This window comes from Flavobacterium sp. HBTb2-11-1, from assembly GCF_009826975.1.
Lineage (GTDB): Bacteria > Bacteroidota > Bacteroidia > Flavobacteriales > Flavobacteriaceae > Flavobacterium.
The window spans coordinates 45964-63493 of sequence record NZ_WUMO01000011.1; the positions used below are offsets into that span (position 1 = coordinate 45964).

10 protein-coding genes are annotated in these 17530 nt (G+C 33.3%); all 10 read right to left on the bottom strand.

The window, feature by feature from the left end; genetic code table 11:
- Positions 1-6: 6 nt before the first annotated feature.
- Positions 7-7431: a hypothetical protein gene (locus GR162_RS19965; RefSeq protein ID WP_160783567.1), complete on the bottom strand. Its 7425-nt coding sequence runs from the start codon at positions 7429-7431 to the stop codon at positions 7-9.
- 419 nt (positions 7432-7850) lie between these two features.
- Positions 7851-8960 (bottom strand): hypothetical protein, encoded by a 1110-nt coding sequence (locus GR162_RS19970; protein ID WP_160783568.1) that lies wholly within the window; start codon positions 8958-8960, stop codon positions 7851-7853.
- A gap of 436 nt (positions 8961-9396) precedes the next feature.
- Positions 9397-9927: a hypothetical protein gene (locus GR162_RS19975; protein WP_160783569.1), complete on the bottom strand. Its 531-nt coding sequence runs from the start codon at positions 9925-9927 to the stop codon at positions 9397-9399.
- A 35-nt stretch (positions 9928-9962) separates the two neighbouring features.
- Positions 9963-10319 (bottom strand): hypothetical protein, encoded by a 357-nt coding sequence (locus tag GR162_RS19980; RefSeq protein ID WP_160783570.1) that lies wholly within the window; start codon positions 10317-10319, stop codon positions 9963-9965.
- 2 nt (positions 10320-10321) lie between these two features.
- Complete coding sequence (locus GR162_RS19985) at positions 10322-13285, bottom strand: hypothetical protein (protein WP_160783571.1); 2964 nt, start codon at positions 13283-13285, stop codon at positions 10322-10324.
- The gene (locus tag GR162_RS19990) at positions 13285-15477 is read right to left on the bottom strand and encodes a hypothetical protein (protein ID WP_160783572.1); all 2193 of its coding nucleotides are present in this window, start codon (positions 15475-15477) and stop codon (positions 13285-13287) included. Before GR162_RS19990 ends, GR162_RS19985 begins: the two co-directional genes overlap by 1 nt.
- A 26-nt stretch (positions 15478-15503) precedes the next feature.
- Positions 15504-16004 carry a hypothetical protein gene (locus GR162_RS19995; RefSeq protein ID WP_160783573.1) on the bottom strand — a complete coding sequence of 167 codons (501 nt, stop codon included), beginning with the start codon at positions 16002-16004 and terminating at the stop codon, positions 15504-15506.
- 28 nt (positions 16005-16032) lie between these two features.
- Positions 16033-16485, bottom strand: a complete 453-nt coding sequence (locus GR162_RS20000; protein WP_160783574.1) for a CHAP domain-containing protein — start codon at positions 16483-16485, stop codon at positions 16033-16035.
- On the bottom strand, positions 16482-16703 hold the full coding sequence (locus GR162_RS20005; protein WP_035644720.1) for a methyl-accepting chemotaxis protein: 222 nt from the start codon (positions 16701-16703) through the stop codon (positions 16482-16484). The genes GR162_RS20000 and GR162_RS20005 overlap by 4 nt, the downstream gene beginning before the upstream one ends.
- A gap of 385 nt (positions 16704-17088) precedes the next feature.
- Positions 17089-17334 (bottom strand): hypothetical protein, encoded by a 246-nt coding sequence (locus GR162_RS20010; RefSeq protein ID WP_160783575.1) that lies wholly within the window; start codon positions 17332-17334, stop codon positions 17089-17091.
- Positions 17335-17530: the final 196 nt, after the last annotated feature.

The following is a 17530-nucleotide window of genomic DNA, read 5'->3' on the forward strand; positions in this document are numbered from 1 at the left end:
GTTTTTTTAAAGATTTATATTGTTTAATGGTAGTATTTGTGTATCAAGAGTACTAGTTAGCGAAGTTCCATTTCCTTTTGTATTCCACATTTTGTATTTAAACTTGATTTGCAGTTTTTCTACATCCAAAATTGTTTTGTCTCGATGCATGATTAATGCCTGCGAATAATCTTTTGAATGCAACACACTGTATTCGGATATTGTATTTCCTAATGCATCTAAAACCGAAATAGTGTCTAGAATTTCTCCTAAAGGTATTTTCGGAATATTAAATGGTTCAGGATTACGAACTAAAAGTGCAATCGTTAATCCCGTGTTGGCATCAATAATTTTATTTACTTCAGTACTTTGAGCTGGATCAAGAGGAGATAATTTTAAGATTCCTTCAAAAGCACAATCAAATAAATGTTGATATTTTGATGCCATAGAATCGCTTAAAATATTTGTAGCGTTTGCTGCCTTAGAAGCAATTAAATAATACAAAGCATCAATACGTTCTTGATTTAGGTTAGCATTGATATCAAATAAGGCTTTGCCTGCTTTTTCTTCGCCAATAAAATAACTCTGAACTTGCTCTTCAAAATCTTTGTAACGAGAAGTCTGGAATCCAAATTGATGTACCAAGATATTTGTGCTTTTACTTGAAACTCCTATTTGAGCACCTTCAAAATAATTATTAACTAAAACTGTATACAGTTTAGAAGGTTTTAAGTTGGTTAATGATGTCTTGTACTTTAATGATTTTGGTTTTAAGGGATCTCCTAAAGTTAGACTGCATTTTAGAGAATTATCTTCAATGAAATTGTTTAAAATTCGAATTCCTAATGGAAGTCTCGGATCATTATCGCCAGTCCAGAATTTACTTTCGTCATCTGTCTCCTCTGTTTTAGGGTACATAATTTCTTCACCTTCTACTATAATTTTTTTCGGAGGATATTCTATGAGCAAATCAGTCTGCGGATCTTTGATATAAAGATTCAATGCACCATTAATTTCTGGTCTGCCAGTATTATAGTTTTCCCATTTCTTAAACATATGAGAAGTATATGTGTTAGTAAAGAATAAAGAGATTTGACACTGGTCAGAGCCATAAAATGAAGGTTTAGACTGTAGCAAACTTCCATCTGCGTTTGGATAAGAACGGTTATAATCTAGATAACTTCTCAATGAAGTCAATGACGATTTAGACAAATCTGTCAATTCATTCTTGACAGGAAGATCTTGATCTTTAGGATATGGAACAGGATAATGCCCTATAGGTCCCAGAGTCTTAAATCCATAATAATATTTAAATTCATTTGGCTTCTTTTTATTATCATCAACAGTATCTGTTAAAGTAAAATCTAAACAATATGTTGTATTTGGTCTCCAAATTGGCTGTACTGTTGTTTGTATAGCATCTTTCATGGCTTGAAATTGTTCAGCTACGGCTGGAATGTCCAAAATAGTTTTATTGTGATAATAATCTTCTTTGCTTAGCCAGTCTACACTTTGAATGTAAGTTGTGTAATCAAGCTCTGGATCTTCAGCGCTTTCTAGATTTGAACAAATAGTATCATCAATAACAATAATTTTCGAATTTCTAAGACTTCTTCTAAAGGCTAATCCGGTAATTGCGCTTAACGGAATTAAACTTATGCTTGCGTTTGTTAACTCTGTCGTAGACAATGTTACAGAAACATTCGAAGCAGGATATAAAGTACAATTGTCAAACGCATCACTAAACAATGAGAAGTAAACACCTTTTTCTTTTGGCTTTTCAGAAAGCATTACAATTTCATTTACTGATGGTTCGTTTTGAACCTTAATAATTGAAGCATCTTTAATCTCATTTTCTCGTTTAATTAACTTCGTAAGTTCTAATGTTTCGCTAAATACGAATAAATAATGTTCATTGTAAGCAACAACAGAATTGTCATTTAATGCATTATTTGACAAATAAACCTCCGAGTCAAAAATGGCATCATTCTTTAAGAGATTAATTGTGTTTCCATTAATTTGAATTAAACCAAAATTGTTATTTGAAAGTTTGACTGAAACCCAAGTTTTATTGTTAATGCTAATGGCGTCTATGATTGAAATAATTCCAGTATCAGAAAGCACTTTTGTGTCGAGTACAGAAAACACTTTTGTTGTGTTATTGATATTCAAACGAATAATTTTTTTATCCTTCGTAATCAAAGTGAATTCCGTATCATTTTGCTTCAGAACTTTAATTGCTTCTCCGTTTATTTTAGAATGATAAACAACACTTCGATCGTCTCCTTTGATCCAGCTAATTTGAGTCTCATTTGATAAAGTATTAACCCAAAGCAAATCATTGTTTGCTAACGGAAGCACTTTGTTAAAGCCTAAAGAATATGTATTTTGATAGTATGTTCCAAAAATTGGATTTAACTCATTATCCATTTCGACAATTGCTGTTGCAGCAGTAGGAGAGGAGCATCCTACAATAAAATCAAGATCGATAATGGCCTCGCCAATTCCTTTGCATTGTTCTGCATTCAAAGCTTGAGTGACCAATAAATTGTCATTTACAACTTGTAATGAAGTTACAATTCCATTAATTAAACGCTCTCTAATGATGCTTCCATCAGAATCTATTTGTAATAGAATTGTAGTTTTTGCATCTTCTTTTGGATGGAATGTTATTATATACGAATCATTAAATTTAATTACTTGATCAAAATCGTACAGAATTCGTCCATTATAGCCATAATAGTGCGTAAAAGTCAATGCATTTGGATTGCCTCCAGAATTAACATTGTCGTTTCCTGCTTGCACTTTTAGATTATTCAATTCAGCCATAAGCGAATTGTATAGAGCAATCTTTTCAGGATCTGTTAATGTAATTTCAGTTTCTCCAGTTAGATTGCTAAAAGTGTCATCAAATAATACAGCAATTTGATTTCTGATTTCTTTAATGCGTTTTGCCTTTGCTGAAACTGGACTAATTACAATTTTGTCAATCTTTATTTTCTGATCTTCAACTTCTTCGCTGAATAAAGTTATGGCAGTTGAAAATTCTGCTTTGGTATAGGTTTGTTCATTAGAAAATATACCAGAAGCGGTTTTGCTAAAGCGAGCAGGGGCATACGATACTAATTTATCACTATCTTCAAAAACAGCGGTATAAGCCGAAATTTTTACGTCTTTTGCTTGTGTTGTAAGCTGTAAGACTGGATCGATTGCCGATTCAGGGAAAATAATTTCTAATTCATTTTCGTTTTTAAATGAAAGCGATTTCCTGTAACCATGAGGATTTCTGTCTGCAGTAATGCTCATAAAATCTCCCCCTTCAATCTTGTAATTATCAGTAATTTCAGGAAGTTCTCCATTTAATCTAAAAAACAACCCATTGATTTTGTCTGCTTCATACTGCATCGGCACATAATAACGCTGACCAATTTGCTTATTAAGAAAATCAGTATGCTGTTTTTCAATTTCGGTCGATGCACAGAATAGTCTAGAAGGTGTAATTCCTAATTGCTCAGGAATATGCCATCCTGGTTCACCTGCACTTAAAAAAGAAAACGGATCTGTTGCCAATACACGAATAGAATCGTACTGGTCTATAGTTTTTTGCCATTGCGCCCAAGGTAATTTCTTTAATGCATCACTTCTTTCCCCATCTTTTACAACAGCTTCAAAAGGATGATAATCTACCCACGCAGATCCATTCCATGATTTTAAATTGATTGATTTGATTCCGTATTCATGTTTAACTTGACGTAATTTTCTTCCTGCCTGAGTGCTTACAGGAGGCATCATATCGGTATAGTTTCTAGCATCAGCAGTATAACCTCCAACTTTTTGAGATAATTCTGGATTAGGCAGCAAGCCTTTAGCCATCTTAATATCAATGTAAGTATCTAAAGGGATAATGTTGGTAATAAGTTCAGCTTTTGGCATTCCATCGCTGCCAAACTTATCTCGATCATAACCTCTTTCTTCTGAAGATTTGAAATAATCTAGAGCAAAAGCCTGATTGGTTAACATATGAACACCTTTGACATTTTCTAGAGTTCTATTATCTAAGCCATCGCCAACAGTTCCTTTTGGAAGTGGACTATACGGTGTACGGTCAACAATTCTATTGATATCCCATTGCAATTCAATCGTAAAACTTTTACTCACTTTTGCAAAACCAATTCTTACACGAACGCGCAATTCTAATTTGGCATAAATTAAAAATGGTTTAAATGATTCGACAGAGAATATAGTATCTAAAGCAATTTCAACGTTAATAATCCACAGTTTAATTTGGATTCCTCCACCAGCAGTAATGTAACCACCCATTTGAGGACGTTTGAATGAAATTTTACCACCCAATTCTAAATAGGCCCAAAGTTTAACTTTCGCAGGACCAAAACTCTGTTGCAATTTGAAATCTAATCGCGCACCGGCTTCAATACCTTGGGCAGAAATCATAATAAATGATTTTGCGGTAAACAAGGTTAAGACTTCTGCCGTGATCGGATCTTTTTTAGAACCTAGATTTACATACCAAGGTTTCTGATTTTTGAAGAAAAATCCAGCTTCCAATAAAGCATGAAGTTTAAAAATTTGTCCACTATCTTTTGGAATGCTAAAATCGGCTCCAGCCGCTAATTCTAACGAATCGTCTCCAAAGGCAACCATTGCAAAGAAAGGCGGATTGCTAGGATCATCTTCAATCAATCCTAATCGTGAAGAAATAACATTTAATCCAGCTTCAATATAAAATAAGGTAGGTAGCGACAGTAAGAGCATGGCTCTTAGAGACAACACATGTCCGCCATCGGCAACGGTTCCAAAAGTGGCGCCCGCTCCAATAGAGAACGGCGCATCATATTGCATCGAATCTGGCGGTCCGCTAAACTTTTTAATGTTGATACCTGGCTTTGGCTGTTTATAGAAATCATACCAAGAATTATCTTTGGTTAATCCCGCAGCTTGTTTGGTGGCAACATATCTAAAACCTAATAATCCTCTAAAAGCATTAATAGCAAGGAATCCAAGCGGAATAGGAACAGGCAGTTCAATACTTGCGTCGATTAAAAAGGCTGGATATTTTGGCATAAAACGCATTCCAACACTTCCAGAAATTTTCGCTTTAGGTAGTTTTAAACCAACTTCACCAACAAATTCTTTAGATTTTCCTGGTTCAGGAAGCGAAATCATACCATGGATGATAGCCATAGCCGATGCTTCGGTTGCAGTGCCCGGAATAATTAAATCGACCTCGATAGTCTGAATTCTAATGAAAGAATCTTTACCGCCATCTGTTGGATAATAGTATTTTACACCTTCTCCGCGGGCATCAACTCCAAGCGGATTAATACTGATGGCTCCATCAAAGCCCCAGAAATTAAACTTGCGTCCGTTAATTTGAGTAGAACCAAAGTTGATATTGGTAACCGCCATTTGAACGGGACCTAAATTAACAGAAAGGCTGATAGGAATCGGAATAGACCCTCCTTCTACTTCAATGTTTCCATCACTATAAACACGCAGTTTTTCAACATCAAAACCTTTTCCTTTTAATAGATTTCCCATTAAAGTTTCTTCAGGAAAAGAAATGTGACAAGAAGTTCCTAAATAATACGCATCATCGTGTTTTCCAAGTTCAAAACTGTTGAAATCAAGATTTACTAGGTCAAATAGATTGGCTTTAGGTTTATTGTCTTTGCTAAAAGAAGCAGTAAGGTTAAAATCGCCATCATCAGCTATATGGCCTTCAAGACCAACTTTTAAAGGGCTGCCGTTTTTTTCTTTAAGTTTTGGAATCTCTAAAGCACCTTTGATATTGGAGTTTACAACCTTGTTTTGTTTGAAGGTGATATCAAATTTGTTAAAACCAACTTTGAATCCTTTTTTTGCAGAACCTATAGTTTTCCAAAGCATATTTTCTTCCAGTTCAGATAAAAATCTCTGATAATCCAGAGCATTATCAAAAGAGTAATCTGTAGAAGCGTTTACCGTAGAAGAATTTAATTCAGCTTTTGTTTTTAATGCCAATGGAAATTTGAAAGTATAAGGCAACTTAGCGGTATACAACTTTTCTAAATAGACAAGTAGAGCAGCATAATCTGCAATTTCTTTCTCATTTACTACACCCTTTGCTTCGTCTTTTTCAAACATTGTAATAGGGTAATAGAAATCGAATTTGTCATTAAAATAACTCAATGAACCGTTTTTAGGAGCAGGAACACTTTCTAAATAAATGTTTCCAGAAAGACCGCCAGAGCCCACTAGCAAATCTGAAGCGCCAATTTTTAAGGTCTGAGGATTGCTTGGATCTTCTGCTTCATCATGGAACCATTTTGATGGCAATGTAACCGACGCTGCTCGAGCATAAACTCCAACAAAATCATTTGGACGTCCGTCTGCATCTGCCTCTGGAATATTAGTTTTTTTGCTTAAATCGACTTTTAAAGTATCTAATTCTAGCATTAAACCCGTATTTCCAATCATGGCATTTGGAGGATATAAAGAACCGCCTAATTCTGCCTGATAGCCAATTCCAGCTTCTGTGTCGGCATACAATTGTGCTTGAGCAAATTTAAAAGTAGACTTCGTTGCTGGATTATGATAAGCAGAACCATTTGGCTCTACAGGCTTTAGAATACTATGCGGAAATTCGATACCGGCACTTAATTCTAATGTAGCTTTGGCTTTTGGAGTAATGATTCTCTTAATGTGCGCTTCAATTCCGTCTGGGGCTACAATATTGTAGAAATCTTGCAGTTTTTGCTTGATTTCGTTTGCACTAAAACCATTTCGGGCAATATAAGTTCCGAATAGCAGTAACGGAATAGATTTTGTAATAAGAGGATTAGCATTAATAACATCAATTACACTTTGAATAGATTGTTCTACATTTTCAGGAAATTGTAATTCCTGGTAAGTAGGGTCGTTCGTAACTTCATCAAAAGTATTGATATCAGCTAAAAGCTGTTCGTATTTTGTTTTTCCTTCTTCGGCTTCAACAAACATGTTCATCATGTGAGCAATAACTTGTTCTTCGCTGATGCGGAAAACCTGTAATCCTACAGAATAAAAATCTTTTATAGAAAAAGAAAAACTGCTGGAACTGAATGTTTTCAAAAAAGCTAAAATTTCCCATTGATACTCCAGAGTAATAGGAAATGATGAAATAGCTTGATCATCATCTTTTAAATCTGGATTAAGGACAAGCTTAAGATCAAATGGTAACGGAAGGGCAAGCGGACTGCTCGTAACAATGTCGAGACTATAAAAGGCAGAATCACTACGATATCCTTTTGAATATTGTAGATTTTTGTAGTGAATTTTATCAAAAATGGAATTCAAACCATCTTCGACAAACGATAAGAATTCTGGTAAATCGTCTACAGTAATTATCTCGGACAATCTCGGATAATATCTTGCTGTAGGAATCGGAACCGCAGGAATTGGATTAGTTGGCATATTCTAATTTTGTTTTTGACTTTAATTTTTGTTCGTATTCTGAATGATTAAATTGTAGTTAGATCGAACCAATCGTTGAGGTGTAAATGCATAGTTTTTTAGAGATTTTTATAAGCAGTTTTAGTAATTAATCCGCTTAGTGATTTTTTCAAAAGATTAAAGTTTTAAGAGGTTTGAAACCTCTTTTTTTCTTTTGACAATGTAAAGATGAGCCTAAAATTGGAGCTTAAAAAAGAGCTGCTTAGCGGTTTAACATTGATGTTCTGGGGCTTTACAGAGTTGTAAAGAGAGTGGATGGGTAAAATGAAAGGGCGAGGGGAATTCTAGATTTTAAATAAGAAGTAAATCTGTTTTTTTTGTAAATCAATAAAGCTTAGGGAGCTTGAAAATCAAATTCCCTAATAAGCTTTAATTATTCTTTACAATTTTAAAATTTGCGATGAATAATTGTTAAATCTAGACTCCCATTCAGCATTTTGCCAAAACTGATTCCACTCGTCTTCAAAGTTAGCTGTAATCATATAGGTCAATGAAAATTCAGCTTCTGAGAACTGTATGCCAGAGTTGTCTCGTTTTGATGTTATATAATATTCTTTATATTTTTCTGACAATATGTTTCCATGACTATCATAGTTTCTCTCAGGAAATTTAAATGTATTATATTGTAATATTAAAGGGATTTCATGATTTCTAAAAAATGATGGAGACATTACATCAGTTACATTTATACTATATAATTTTACAGACTCATCTTTTGTAAATTTGCAGTTATTTCCGTTAAGTAAGACCTCAAATGTAATAGATTTGGGAGGCGTCATTGAACTATTATTGTAAAAATTAGGTTGGTAAAGATCAATAGTTTTAAATACATACTGAGCGACAGCTGTACTGCCTAACGCTTCAACAGGTAGAGTTAAATTACGACCAGTACCCGAACTCGAACTTCCATAAAAACTAACTTCTATAGGTTCTTTATATCTCCATGTTGTAGATGTAAAGTTTTGTGTATCTCTACTATCAAGAATTCGCCAGCGATAAAAGTTTGCTGTGTGATAAAGATTGCCATTTTGATCGCGTTCGAGAGATCCATTTTGACCATACGTTGTCAAAGTGCCATGTGGGATAACTAATGAAGGAGTATCTTTTGTACCTGGAGCAAACGTAACTTTATTAGTAAAATTCCACATTCCAGAAATTGTCTGTGTCTGAGACCTAACCCACTGCCACCAGTTAAACAGCTTAGAACGGCTAACTACTTTACTGTCTTCAGAAACAGAAGTATTAATTTGAGTTTCTGCATCAGACGCAAGATTTACGGTTTTATTATCAATCATATCTTTTAAGACTTTCCCTTGTCTGGCATCGAGTGTTTTACCTTCTGTGGTGCAATCAAGGGCATTGTAACTTTCAACTTGAAGATTCGTAGCATCGCTAAATTCTAATTCACCATTTTGATTTGTTTTTAAAATTTTGTTTGGCTGATTTGTTTCTAAGTCTGCCACTCTGATTCTGTTGTGATTTGTACTCATTTTTAATTAATTTTTACGGGTTTAAATAATTTATAGGCTTTTAATCGGGCTTATAGGGGATTACCGTAATTCATTCAGATATATAAGATACTTACAAACAGTTATTGATTTTGGATGATTGGAAGTAATCTGAATGTTTAAAAATTGTTTTAGTGGCGTCACAATAGGTTTTATTTTACAGAGCTGTAAAACAAAGAAATAAGTTTTCTATTGGTTTAGATATAGCCAATAGCAGAGTAGGGAAACTTAAAATTTTAAGTTTCCAGCATTTTTAAAATGTATTTTTTTTGGAGTTTAAGAGATTTGGTTTTCTCTTTTGATTTTAAAACAACTCAAAGATTTTTTGTCTTTGAGTTGTTGTTATTTTTTGTAAATCTATTTTTAGGACAAGATAGAGATCAAGTCAATCTTTGCGGGCACGGGTTGCAAATCCGCGCTATCGGAAAAGTAATTTAAATAATTTAGAAGTTAGACTTAATTTATAAAGATTATGTCCAGGGCCTTCTAAAGAATTCCAAGAAATTATGAAAAACAACAAAACAGCTGGCAAGCTACAAACTAAAATATAGGTTTGTAAATTTAATTTAGGTTTTCCTATCTTTTCGATAAAATCTGCTTCCCAACTTTTGTAATACAGTATAGAGTAAAATCCAGACAAACTGATTGTAAAAGCTCCCAATATGGAAAGAGGTATTAATCCGATAGTGATGTTTAATAATGGTATAATAATCAAGAAAGAAATTAAGAACACTACAAATAAAGATAACGAAATAATGAATGCTAGTCTATTTTGTTTTGGATAAGTTTTTAGTTTATACTCTAAAATCTTGTTTTTAGCTTCTTCAATTTGTTTATCAAATTTATCTAAACTAATTTCTTGTCGCCCTAAGAACTTTTCAATTTCATAATCATCATAGCCATTATTTATTTTGTCAATGATAACTTCTATAATTCTTTCATTTTCCATTATTGTAATATTAAAATTATGTTATTAAAGATACTTTAAACTCTAGATCCATCTAATGGAGGAGTTAATAAAAAATCTCTCCAGCCAATTAATATTTCTTTAAATTCTTGTAAAGGAATTATTTCAATAACATTCGCAACATCTTCGTCCATTACTTCAACACCATTTGGTGTAATAAATGCTACATCATAACCACTGCTAACATCAGGATCTTCTTCTATTGAAATAAAATTACCATTGATAGTAGTATTTACCATATCAATATATTTATTGAGAACTTCAATATCTCTGATTGATTGAACATGTCCAATACCACCAGTAGCTATTTTGTATATTTTACCGTCAATTATTTTATTGAAAAATTTTATATTTTTATTGTCTAACGAATTCATAATTATAATTTTTTAAAATTTTTATCTAAACTAGGATAAATACTTATTATTTGATTTGTTTTATGTTTTAGAGCTATTTCGATTTCTTTACCATCACTTGCAAAACCATGATAAATATCTTTGATTGAACCATCACGATTATATTCAATATTTGTAAATTTTTTATTTGAAAATGCTAAAGACATTTCTTCATTTATACGTTGAATGTTTTCACTAGGATTGTTACTAAATTTTCTCCAAAATGTTGATGCATTATCTTTTACTTTCCATGGAGAAGGCGGTCTGCCACCAGTCCAACCAAAATCAGACATATTTCGTTGAATCTTGCCATGTTTATATCCTTTAGGATGGGTTAAAACAGCATCTTCATTAGCCCATCTCCATTTTATTCCATCAATTAAATCTATATTATGTGCACCCGTTACCCAAGGCCTACTACGGCTAATTCCTCCATGGCCTATATGGATGTGTTCTAAAATTTTGTTATTATTTCTTATTAAATGAAAGCTTTTTAAAAACTCATATGTTCTATGATCTTTCAAAAATTGTATTTCATTTTTCCAAACATCAACCCAAGTATAAAATTCTGCTTGACCATTTACAATTCTTGAATGTCGGAAATTCATTTCTGTCCATTTTGCCTCTTCTTTTAAATTATAAAAATAAGTAAAAAAATCATACTTCTCTTTTTGCGTAAAAGTACTAAATTGAGATAAAATGTTATCGTTTGCGTAAGAAGGTAAATTATTTAGTTTTAACTGCATCAAATTTATCAAATCTTCTATATCACAAATAGATTTAATAGCATTCATAGTGTCTGGGCTTAACCCATGACTTTTTCCTAATGTTAACAATTTAGCCTCTTGCTCAACAACATCAGTTGCTGCATTAATAAGCTTTTTCTTCATAATTGGGTCAGTCCCTAGTGATACTATTGTAAGGACATCAAATAGAATACTTACTTTATTTGTAAATTCTTTTACATCAAGATCAGTTGTTGTATTATTAGAATAGTTGTTTATAGCAGATAAATTATCTGCTGTAAACTGTACAGTAGTATTTACGCCTTCTACTGCTTTCCAAAACAATACAGTTTCTGAAGCTGTCGCAGTTCCTGTCCAAACAGATCGGGCTTTAGATAAATAGCCAAAATATTTTAAATCATTCAAGGCACCTGCACCTGTTAAGTTTAAAGCAATTTCAGCTACTAAAACAAGGCTAAAATCTAACTTTTTTAACTCGCTGTAGTCTTGCAAATAATATAAGAAGAACACAGGGATATTAGGAAAAGGATCGTTTAAGTTAACACCTGTTTCAGGATCTTCAAAAGTTTCGACTAAATCTAAATCAGGTTTAAAGCCTATAATTGAAATAGGTTGATATAGTTCATATGTGCCATACAATGACGTATAAGTATTAGTATGAAAATTATTTTCTTTTGAAGAGTTTTCTATCGTGTAAGTTGTCTGTTTTTGATGTATTTTTATTTTTTTTCCCTCAAGATCACCTAATATGTAATCAACACCTGTTGTTCTCATATATTGATCTGTAGAGCTACTACTAGAAGCATTATAAACTAATAATGCAGGGGAAGTTTCTGGATTATAGTAAGCAGTTAAGGAACTTGAACTACCATTTTCAGTAATTAGTTTCATATAATACGACTCAGGATATATTCCAAAAACATTAGCTGGTAATGTGTAAGATGGATCAGCATATTTTGGATTGTACGTTGAAGATTTCCATATTTTATATAACAACAGAATAAATTTTTTCCTGTTGTCAGTAGTTTTTAGAAAGCCAACAACATATTCTAAAGGACCTATCGTATATCTACTAATTCTGTCATCATCAATTTTTGAATATAATATTTCGAAGAGAGTTTGTTTAGTATCAAATGTTTTTGTCTGCTTATAAGCATTTGGTACTTGGTAAATTTGTATTTGCATTAATGCGTATAGTAAATCATTCCTCTCTGCTGCAGTTACCGAATTAAAAGTGAAAGATTCTATTATTTTTAAAGCTAATTGCTCTCCATTATTACTTTCTGTCAAATATTGACTAAAACCACTTATGTTTTTTAATAATTCAATTTTATCATTTGTTGGAACAGTAGACAAAGCTTCGGCTGATAAACACCGTGCCAGCCAATAAAATTTTTCTTTGTTGGGAGCTTTTTTAATTAGAATTTGATTAGTATAGAAACCGTTATAGAAATTAGTTAAGTTTCTTAAATAGTCTTCTAAAACCACAACAGTTGGATTTGCAAAAATAGGTTGCGTGCTCCATTCAGATTTTTGACTATTTATATATTGACCAAAATCAGTGTTAGTGTCTAATTCGATTAAATTAAACATTTTTTCTATTGAGTTTATTAGAATACCAATTTTGGCAAATAAAAAAGCCTTTAATTGTTTATCGTTTGTGTCACTAAGTGGAGTTACAAATAATCCAATTTTATGATTATAAAACTGCATGGCAGTATCGCTCAATTGAACATTTACTCCTTCAATAGGATCTGGAACCACTCCGTTTGGAATTTTAATTTGCCAAGTCCCATAATCAACAATTGGAACATTTGGTTGGTATGTCCATTTATATGTTTCAATTTTACAGAAATCAATATATGGTGAAGCAACTTTTAGTTTTTTTACATTTATTTCATCGCCTGCAGTGGCAGGTTTAAAGGTATAGCGATGTTCTTTTAATTGGTAAAGTTTGTTTTTATCAGTAAGGTATTCCAAGAAGAATTGTTCTTCGTAAAACCCACCGACCACATCTTTACTTACTTGACCTACTTGATCTTCTTCTCGAAAATCAGTTACCAATGTCTCTTTGAACTTTTTGGTGACCCCATTTATAACAGTTTCAAACGAATTTAAAAAACCGTATATAGTATATTTTGGATTTATTAAACCAGTTAGTTTAACAACATTTCCAGATTTTAAAATTGCTGCCTGTTCCATTATAAAGATAAATCTAAATCTAACATTAATTCGTTTTTCGGGTTCTCTTTTACATACTCGCTATATCCTTTACTAAAATGATATCTCCTATCAATAGAATAAACAAAAACAGGATTGTCTATTTGTTCTTTCAACTCATTGTCGCCTTCAGCATTTTCAGCCACAACCCCAACTCTATATTTTTGATATTTAATATCTTCAGGAGAAATCAATTCACTTTCATCCTCAAAAAGGTCAATCAAAAACAATCGAGGATTTTTCATATCACTAGAAATCAAACCTTTTATGGTTTCATTTTCGGTTTTGGTTAATCCTAAAATAATTTTGTTGGGTGTAGAGCCATCAAGTGTTTTTAATTCTAGTCCTGTAATAGTTTGTGTACTGTCTGTAAACACTTTTAAATTGTAGTAATAAGGATCAGGCAGCTCGTATGTTTTACTTTTAGTTACTGCACCACTGGCAGAAGCTGTAGTTTTAGTGTCAGGTGTAGTGCTTCCAGTTGCAGAAACAGCATTGTTCATGACATCTATAGCTTCTGTGATATAAGTTACTCGAGCAACAGTAGGTGTTTCTTCAATTCCAGTTTCAATAATATCGTTAACTGTTACTGTTTGTGCAATAGAAATTCCCTGTTGTTTTTTATCATAAAACTCATTGATAAGATTTAGTTTTTCAGAAGTCATTCTGGAATAACTTTGATCAGTGCCTAATTTTAATAAAGGTTGTGCCTTAATTAAATTAAAAACATCATCAAAAAAGTTGGCAACACCATTTACGACTATATGATTTCCGTTTTCGTCTTCTTCTTCACGAATTTTATACGTATTCACTTTTCCCTGATAAATCAAAAGACTTAATGCGGCAATGTTTTTACCTTCAACAGCAGGAGTTGTTAATTGTACTGTAGAGGTTAACTCACTATAATTTCCTTCTTCATCAGGAGGTAATCGTAGTCCGTCAGCATTAATAAAATTGTCTTTTTGTGCATTGGCAACTTTACCAATTTGTCCATAAAAAGCAGTGTTGTTATTGTTGTCGGTTGGAAATTGTAAGTATAGATTATTTGTCGTGACCGTATTGGCCTGTTCTTGATTGTTAATTAAAACAGGCCATCCAGAAGTGCTATAAGTTACGGCTGTCATAGGGACTTCATTGGTTGCCGTATCTTTCAGCAATCCTGTTTTTAGGTTTTCAGAGCCTTCACCAATTTTATAGTTTTTGTAAAAATCGTAACTGCGTGTACGATCGCTTTGAATATAGACATACCAATTGTTTTTGGTTGAAAAATTAGTTAGCAAATCACTAAAAATAGCAGTCCCTTTTTTCTCCGTTTTTTCTCCAAATGCTGTTGCTGTAACAATTCCATTTTCAGCATGAGAGCCATAAAAAGCAGCAATATCAATAAATTGAGTGCTTTGCTCACGCACTAGTTTTTGTTTAAAGGGAGTGTCACCAGTTACTGTAATCTCTGCGAAAGGTTTGCGGGCATAGGCTAAATCGAAAGCAAACTCATGAGCATCGTCAATTTTGTAATCGCCGTAATTTAGAACAACATCAATTCCGCATACTCCTCCAGCAAAATTTCCTAATGATTTTCCAATGTCGATAAGAGGCAATTCGAAATCGTCTTTTTCGTCAAAAGTATCGCCGGCTGCAACAAATTTTGATTCTTTGAAAAAGAAGTCAGAAAGCGGGATTGCTAAGGTTCCATTAGTGGCATCATCCTCTTTTTCTTTCTCATAGCCAATAAATTTAGCGGTGAAAGGAGGAACGTCAATAGGTGTAATTGTTTCGCCTTCTTTTTTTACACGCCCTTCATGAAAAGCGTTGAAATCGATGTTTATCTTGTCAATAAAATCAGAATACGATCCTTCATTCTTCTTAACTAAAGGCTCTGCATCATCAGTAAAAAAGTCACTTTTTTGCAAACCTCTGTAAATGAAATATTTGATGTTTAGTCCAGGAAAAGGCTGGTTGTAAGGACGAAGAATTAGATTCACTTTATCAGGATTGCCAGTTTGAGGCTGAACCAAAACAACTCCTTTGCAGATCGCAAAGGCTTTTTTGGGAACGTCTAAAGTAAATCGAGAAGTGAGGTTGAAAACAGTTTCAGATTGAGGTCCAAAGTCTTGACCTGACAGCTGCGCGGGAAAACCTCCCGACTCTATAAAAAAATGGGATTTTGCGGACATATTTTAAGTATTAGTAATAAAAGTTTTTATTTAAACCATTCAGATTTATAGGTTTTGTACAAGAATCTTCCAATCAGGAAAAGCAGGATAAGTAGTAGCAATCTTCCTAACCAGATTTGGACTTTCTGCCAAAAAGTGAGATAGTTGGTAAACTTGGTAATTGTGATTGTTTTCTCTTGAACATCTTTAACCTGTTTCGATTTCCAATGGGCATAGAGTTCTTGTTCTTTGAGTTCGCAGTCTATGTTGAGTTTGTTGTTCTCAAGACGAACCTTTGGGCTTTTTAATGTACGCCCTGGTTCGGCCTGAATAACATTTTTAAGAATTACTTTTCCGTTAAGGCATTCTAATAATGCATTGTAAGAACTGCTGTCTTTTGAAATTTTAAAGATGGTATCGTGTAAAGTTTCTGTAATGGTTATGGTCTGAATTTTGTTTTCATTTTGTACCGGTTTCGGACTTCGGCATGAAATCATGATCAGGATAATGAAAAGAGAAAAAACAAGATATTTTAGTTTTTTTGTCATAATTAAAATTGGTTTTTAAGTTTTGGTTTTAGAGGCGTAAAAAGCCTTTAACGGTTTTTATGTCACGTTTTCTTCTGGCCACTTTATAGCCTTCGCGTCCGCCAGAATCATTGGTGTTTCCTTCAATGGTATAAATCGTATTTCCGACAATTTTTTCGACAAATCCGGCGTGACCAGTACCGTTATTAAAGTCTAGAATGAAAACATCCCCAGGCTGAGGTGTCTTTTTAATTAAAAGCGGTCTTGAGTTGTATTGATCCAAAACACCTCCCGTTTTCTTTAAAGGATTCTTAGCGTTCATTTGGGCAGCGGCGTTTTGTGTGCACCAATAAATAAAAGCCATGCACCAGGCGTATCCTTTACCAAGTCCGACGCTTCGTAGATAAATTTCGACTTCAGGGCCTGAATTGCTGTTTCTTGGTATTTCTTCGACACCAATCTGTGCCGTTGCGATTTCGATCGTTTTTTGAGCTAGTGTCATGAGCTTTTTCCGTTTAGTTGTTTAAATTTTTGTAGTTCGTCAACCAATTGCTGGTTGATTAGCATGAGTTCTTTATGCTGTATTTCCATTTTTTTTATGGTTTCTGTCGCAGCTGTGAGTCGTGCGGTAATATCGTCTAGAAGATCTCGGTAATATTTTACGGCGCTTACCGCATTGTCAAGTTCGGCTGCACGATCTTCTGCGAGTGATTTTCGCATCGAGAAAAGCCAGGTTATAAAAGCGGCAAAAAATGCCGTAAGAGTGGGGTATAAAAATTGTTCCATTACGTGTTATTGTAAAATTGAATATTGATTAAAGATGTTTTTAAGGAAACCGTTTTCGGGGTTGTTTTTTGCGGAAGCTTGACTAGACTTTTTTCTAGTTTTTTGATGTGGTTGTTTCCTTTTGACATTGCAAAGATTGGGTGAAAAAAGCCCTAAAAAAAATGCGTGCAAGGTTTGCGAACATTTGTATTCTAGGGCTTTACAGAGTTGTAAGGAAAGCGAACAGAAGTCGTTTTAGATGAAGTAAATCACTCATCTTTGCATCACAAAAAGGATGTTTTTGAAGATTAATTAAAGAAGAATTTTTCTTTTAAGTTGATTACGAAGACCTTCCTTGATTGATCATAAGTTCTTCGATTTTTTTTAGTTCAGAAGTGATAGGTGTACACAGAATTTCGTACAAAGTAGTTCTCGAAATCGGGTAAACCGGGTAAACGTATTTACGCCATACTACGGTAGTTGGAATGTCTTCCGTTTTATGTTTTTGATACAGCTCTTTGATAAGCTTGTAACGCATTAATTTATTTTTTTGAATTCCGAGGCTTCTGTTTGAAGATATAGGCATGAGAGATAATATTTTGAATGATAGAAAAAGAAAAAGAGTAAGAAGAACGAAGGTTGAAAAGTTAATTGTTTGAATACGAATTCGATGACATCATATTTAAGACAGCCAAAACCATTTGATCATTTAATGAATGGTTTTGCTCCTCAATGCCATTTTTATAGTAAACCTCGTTCTGAGGTCTTATTTGTTAAAGATT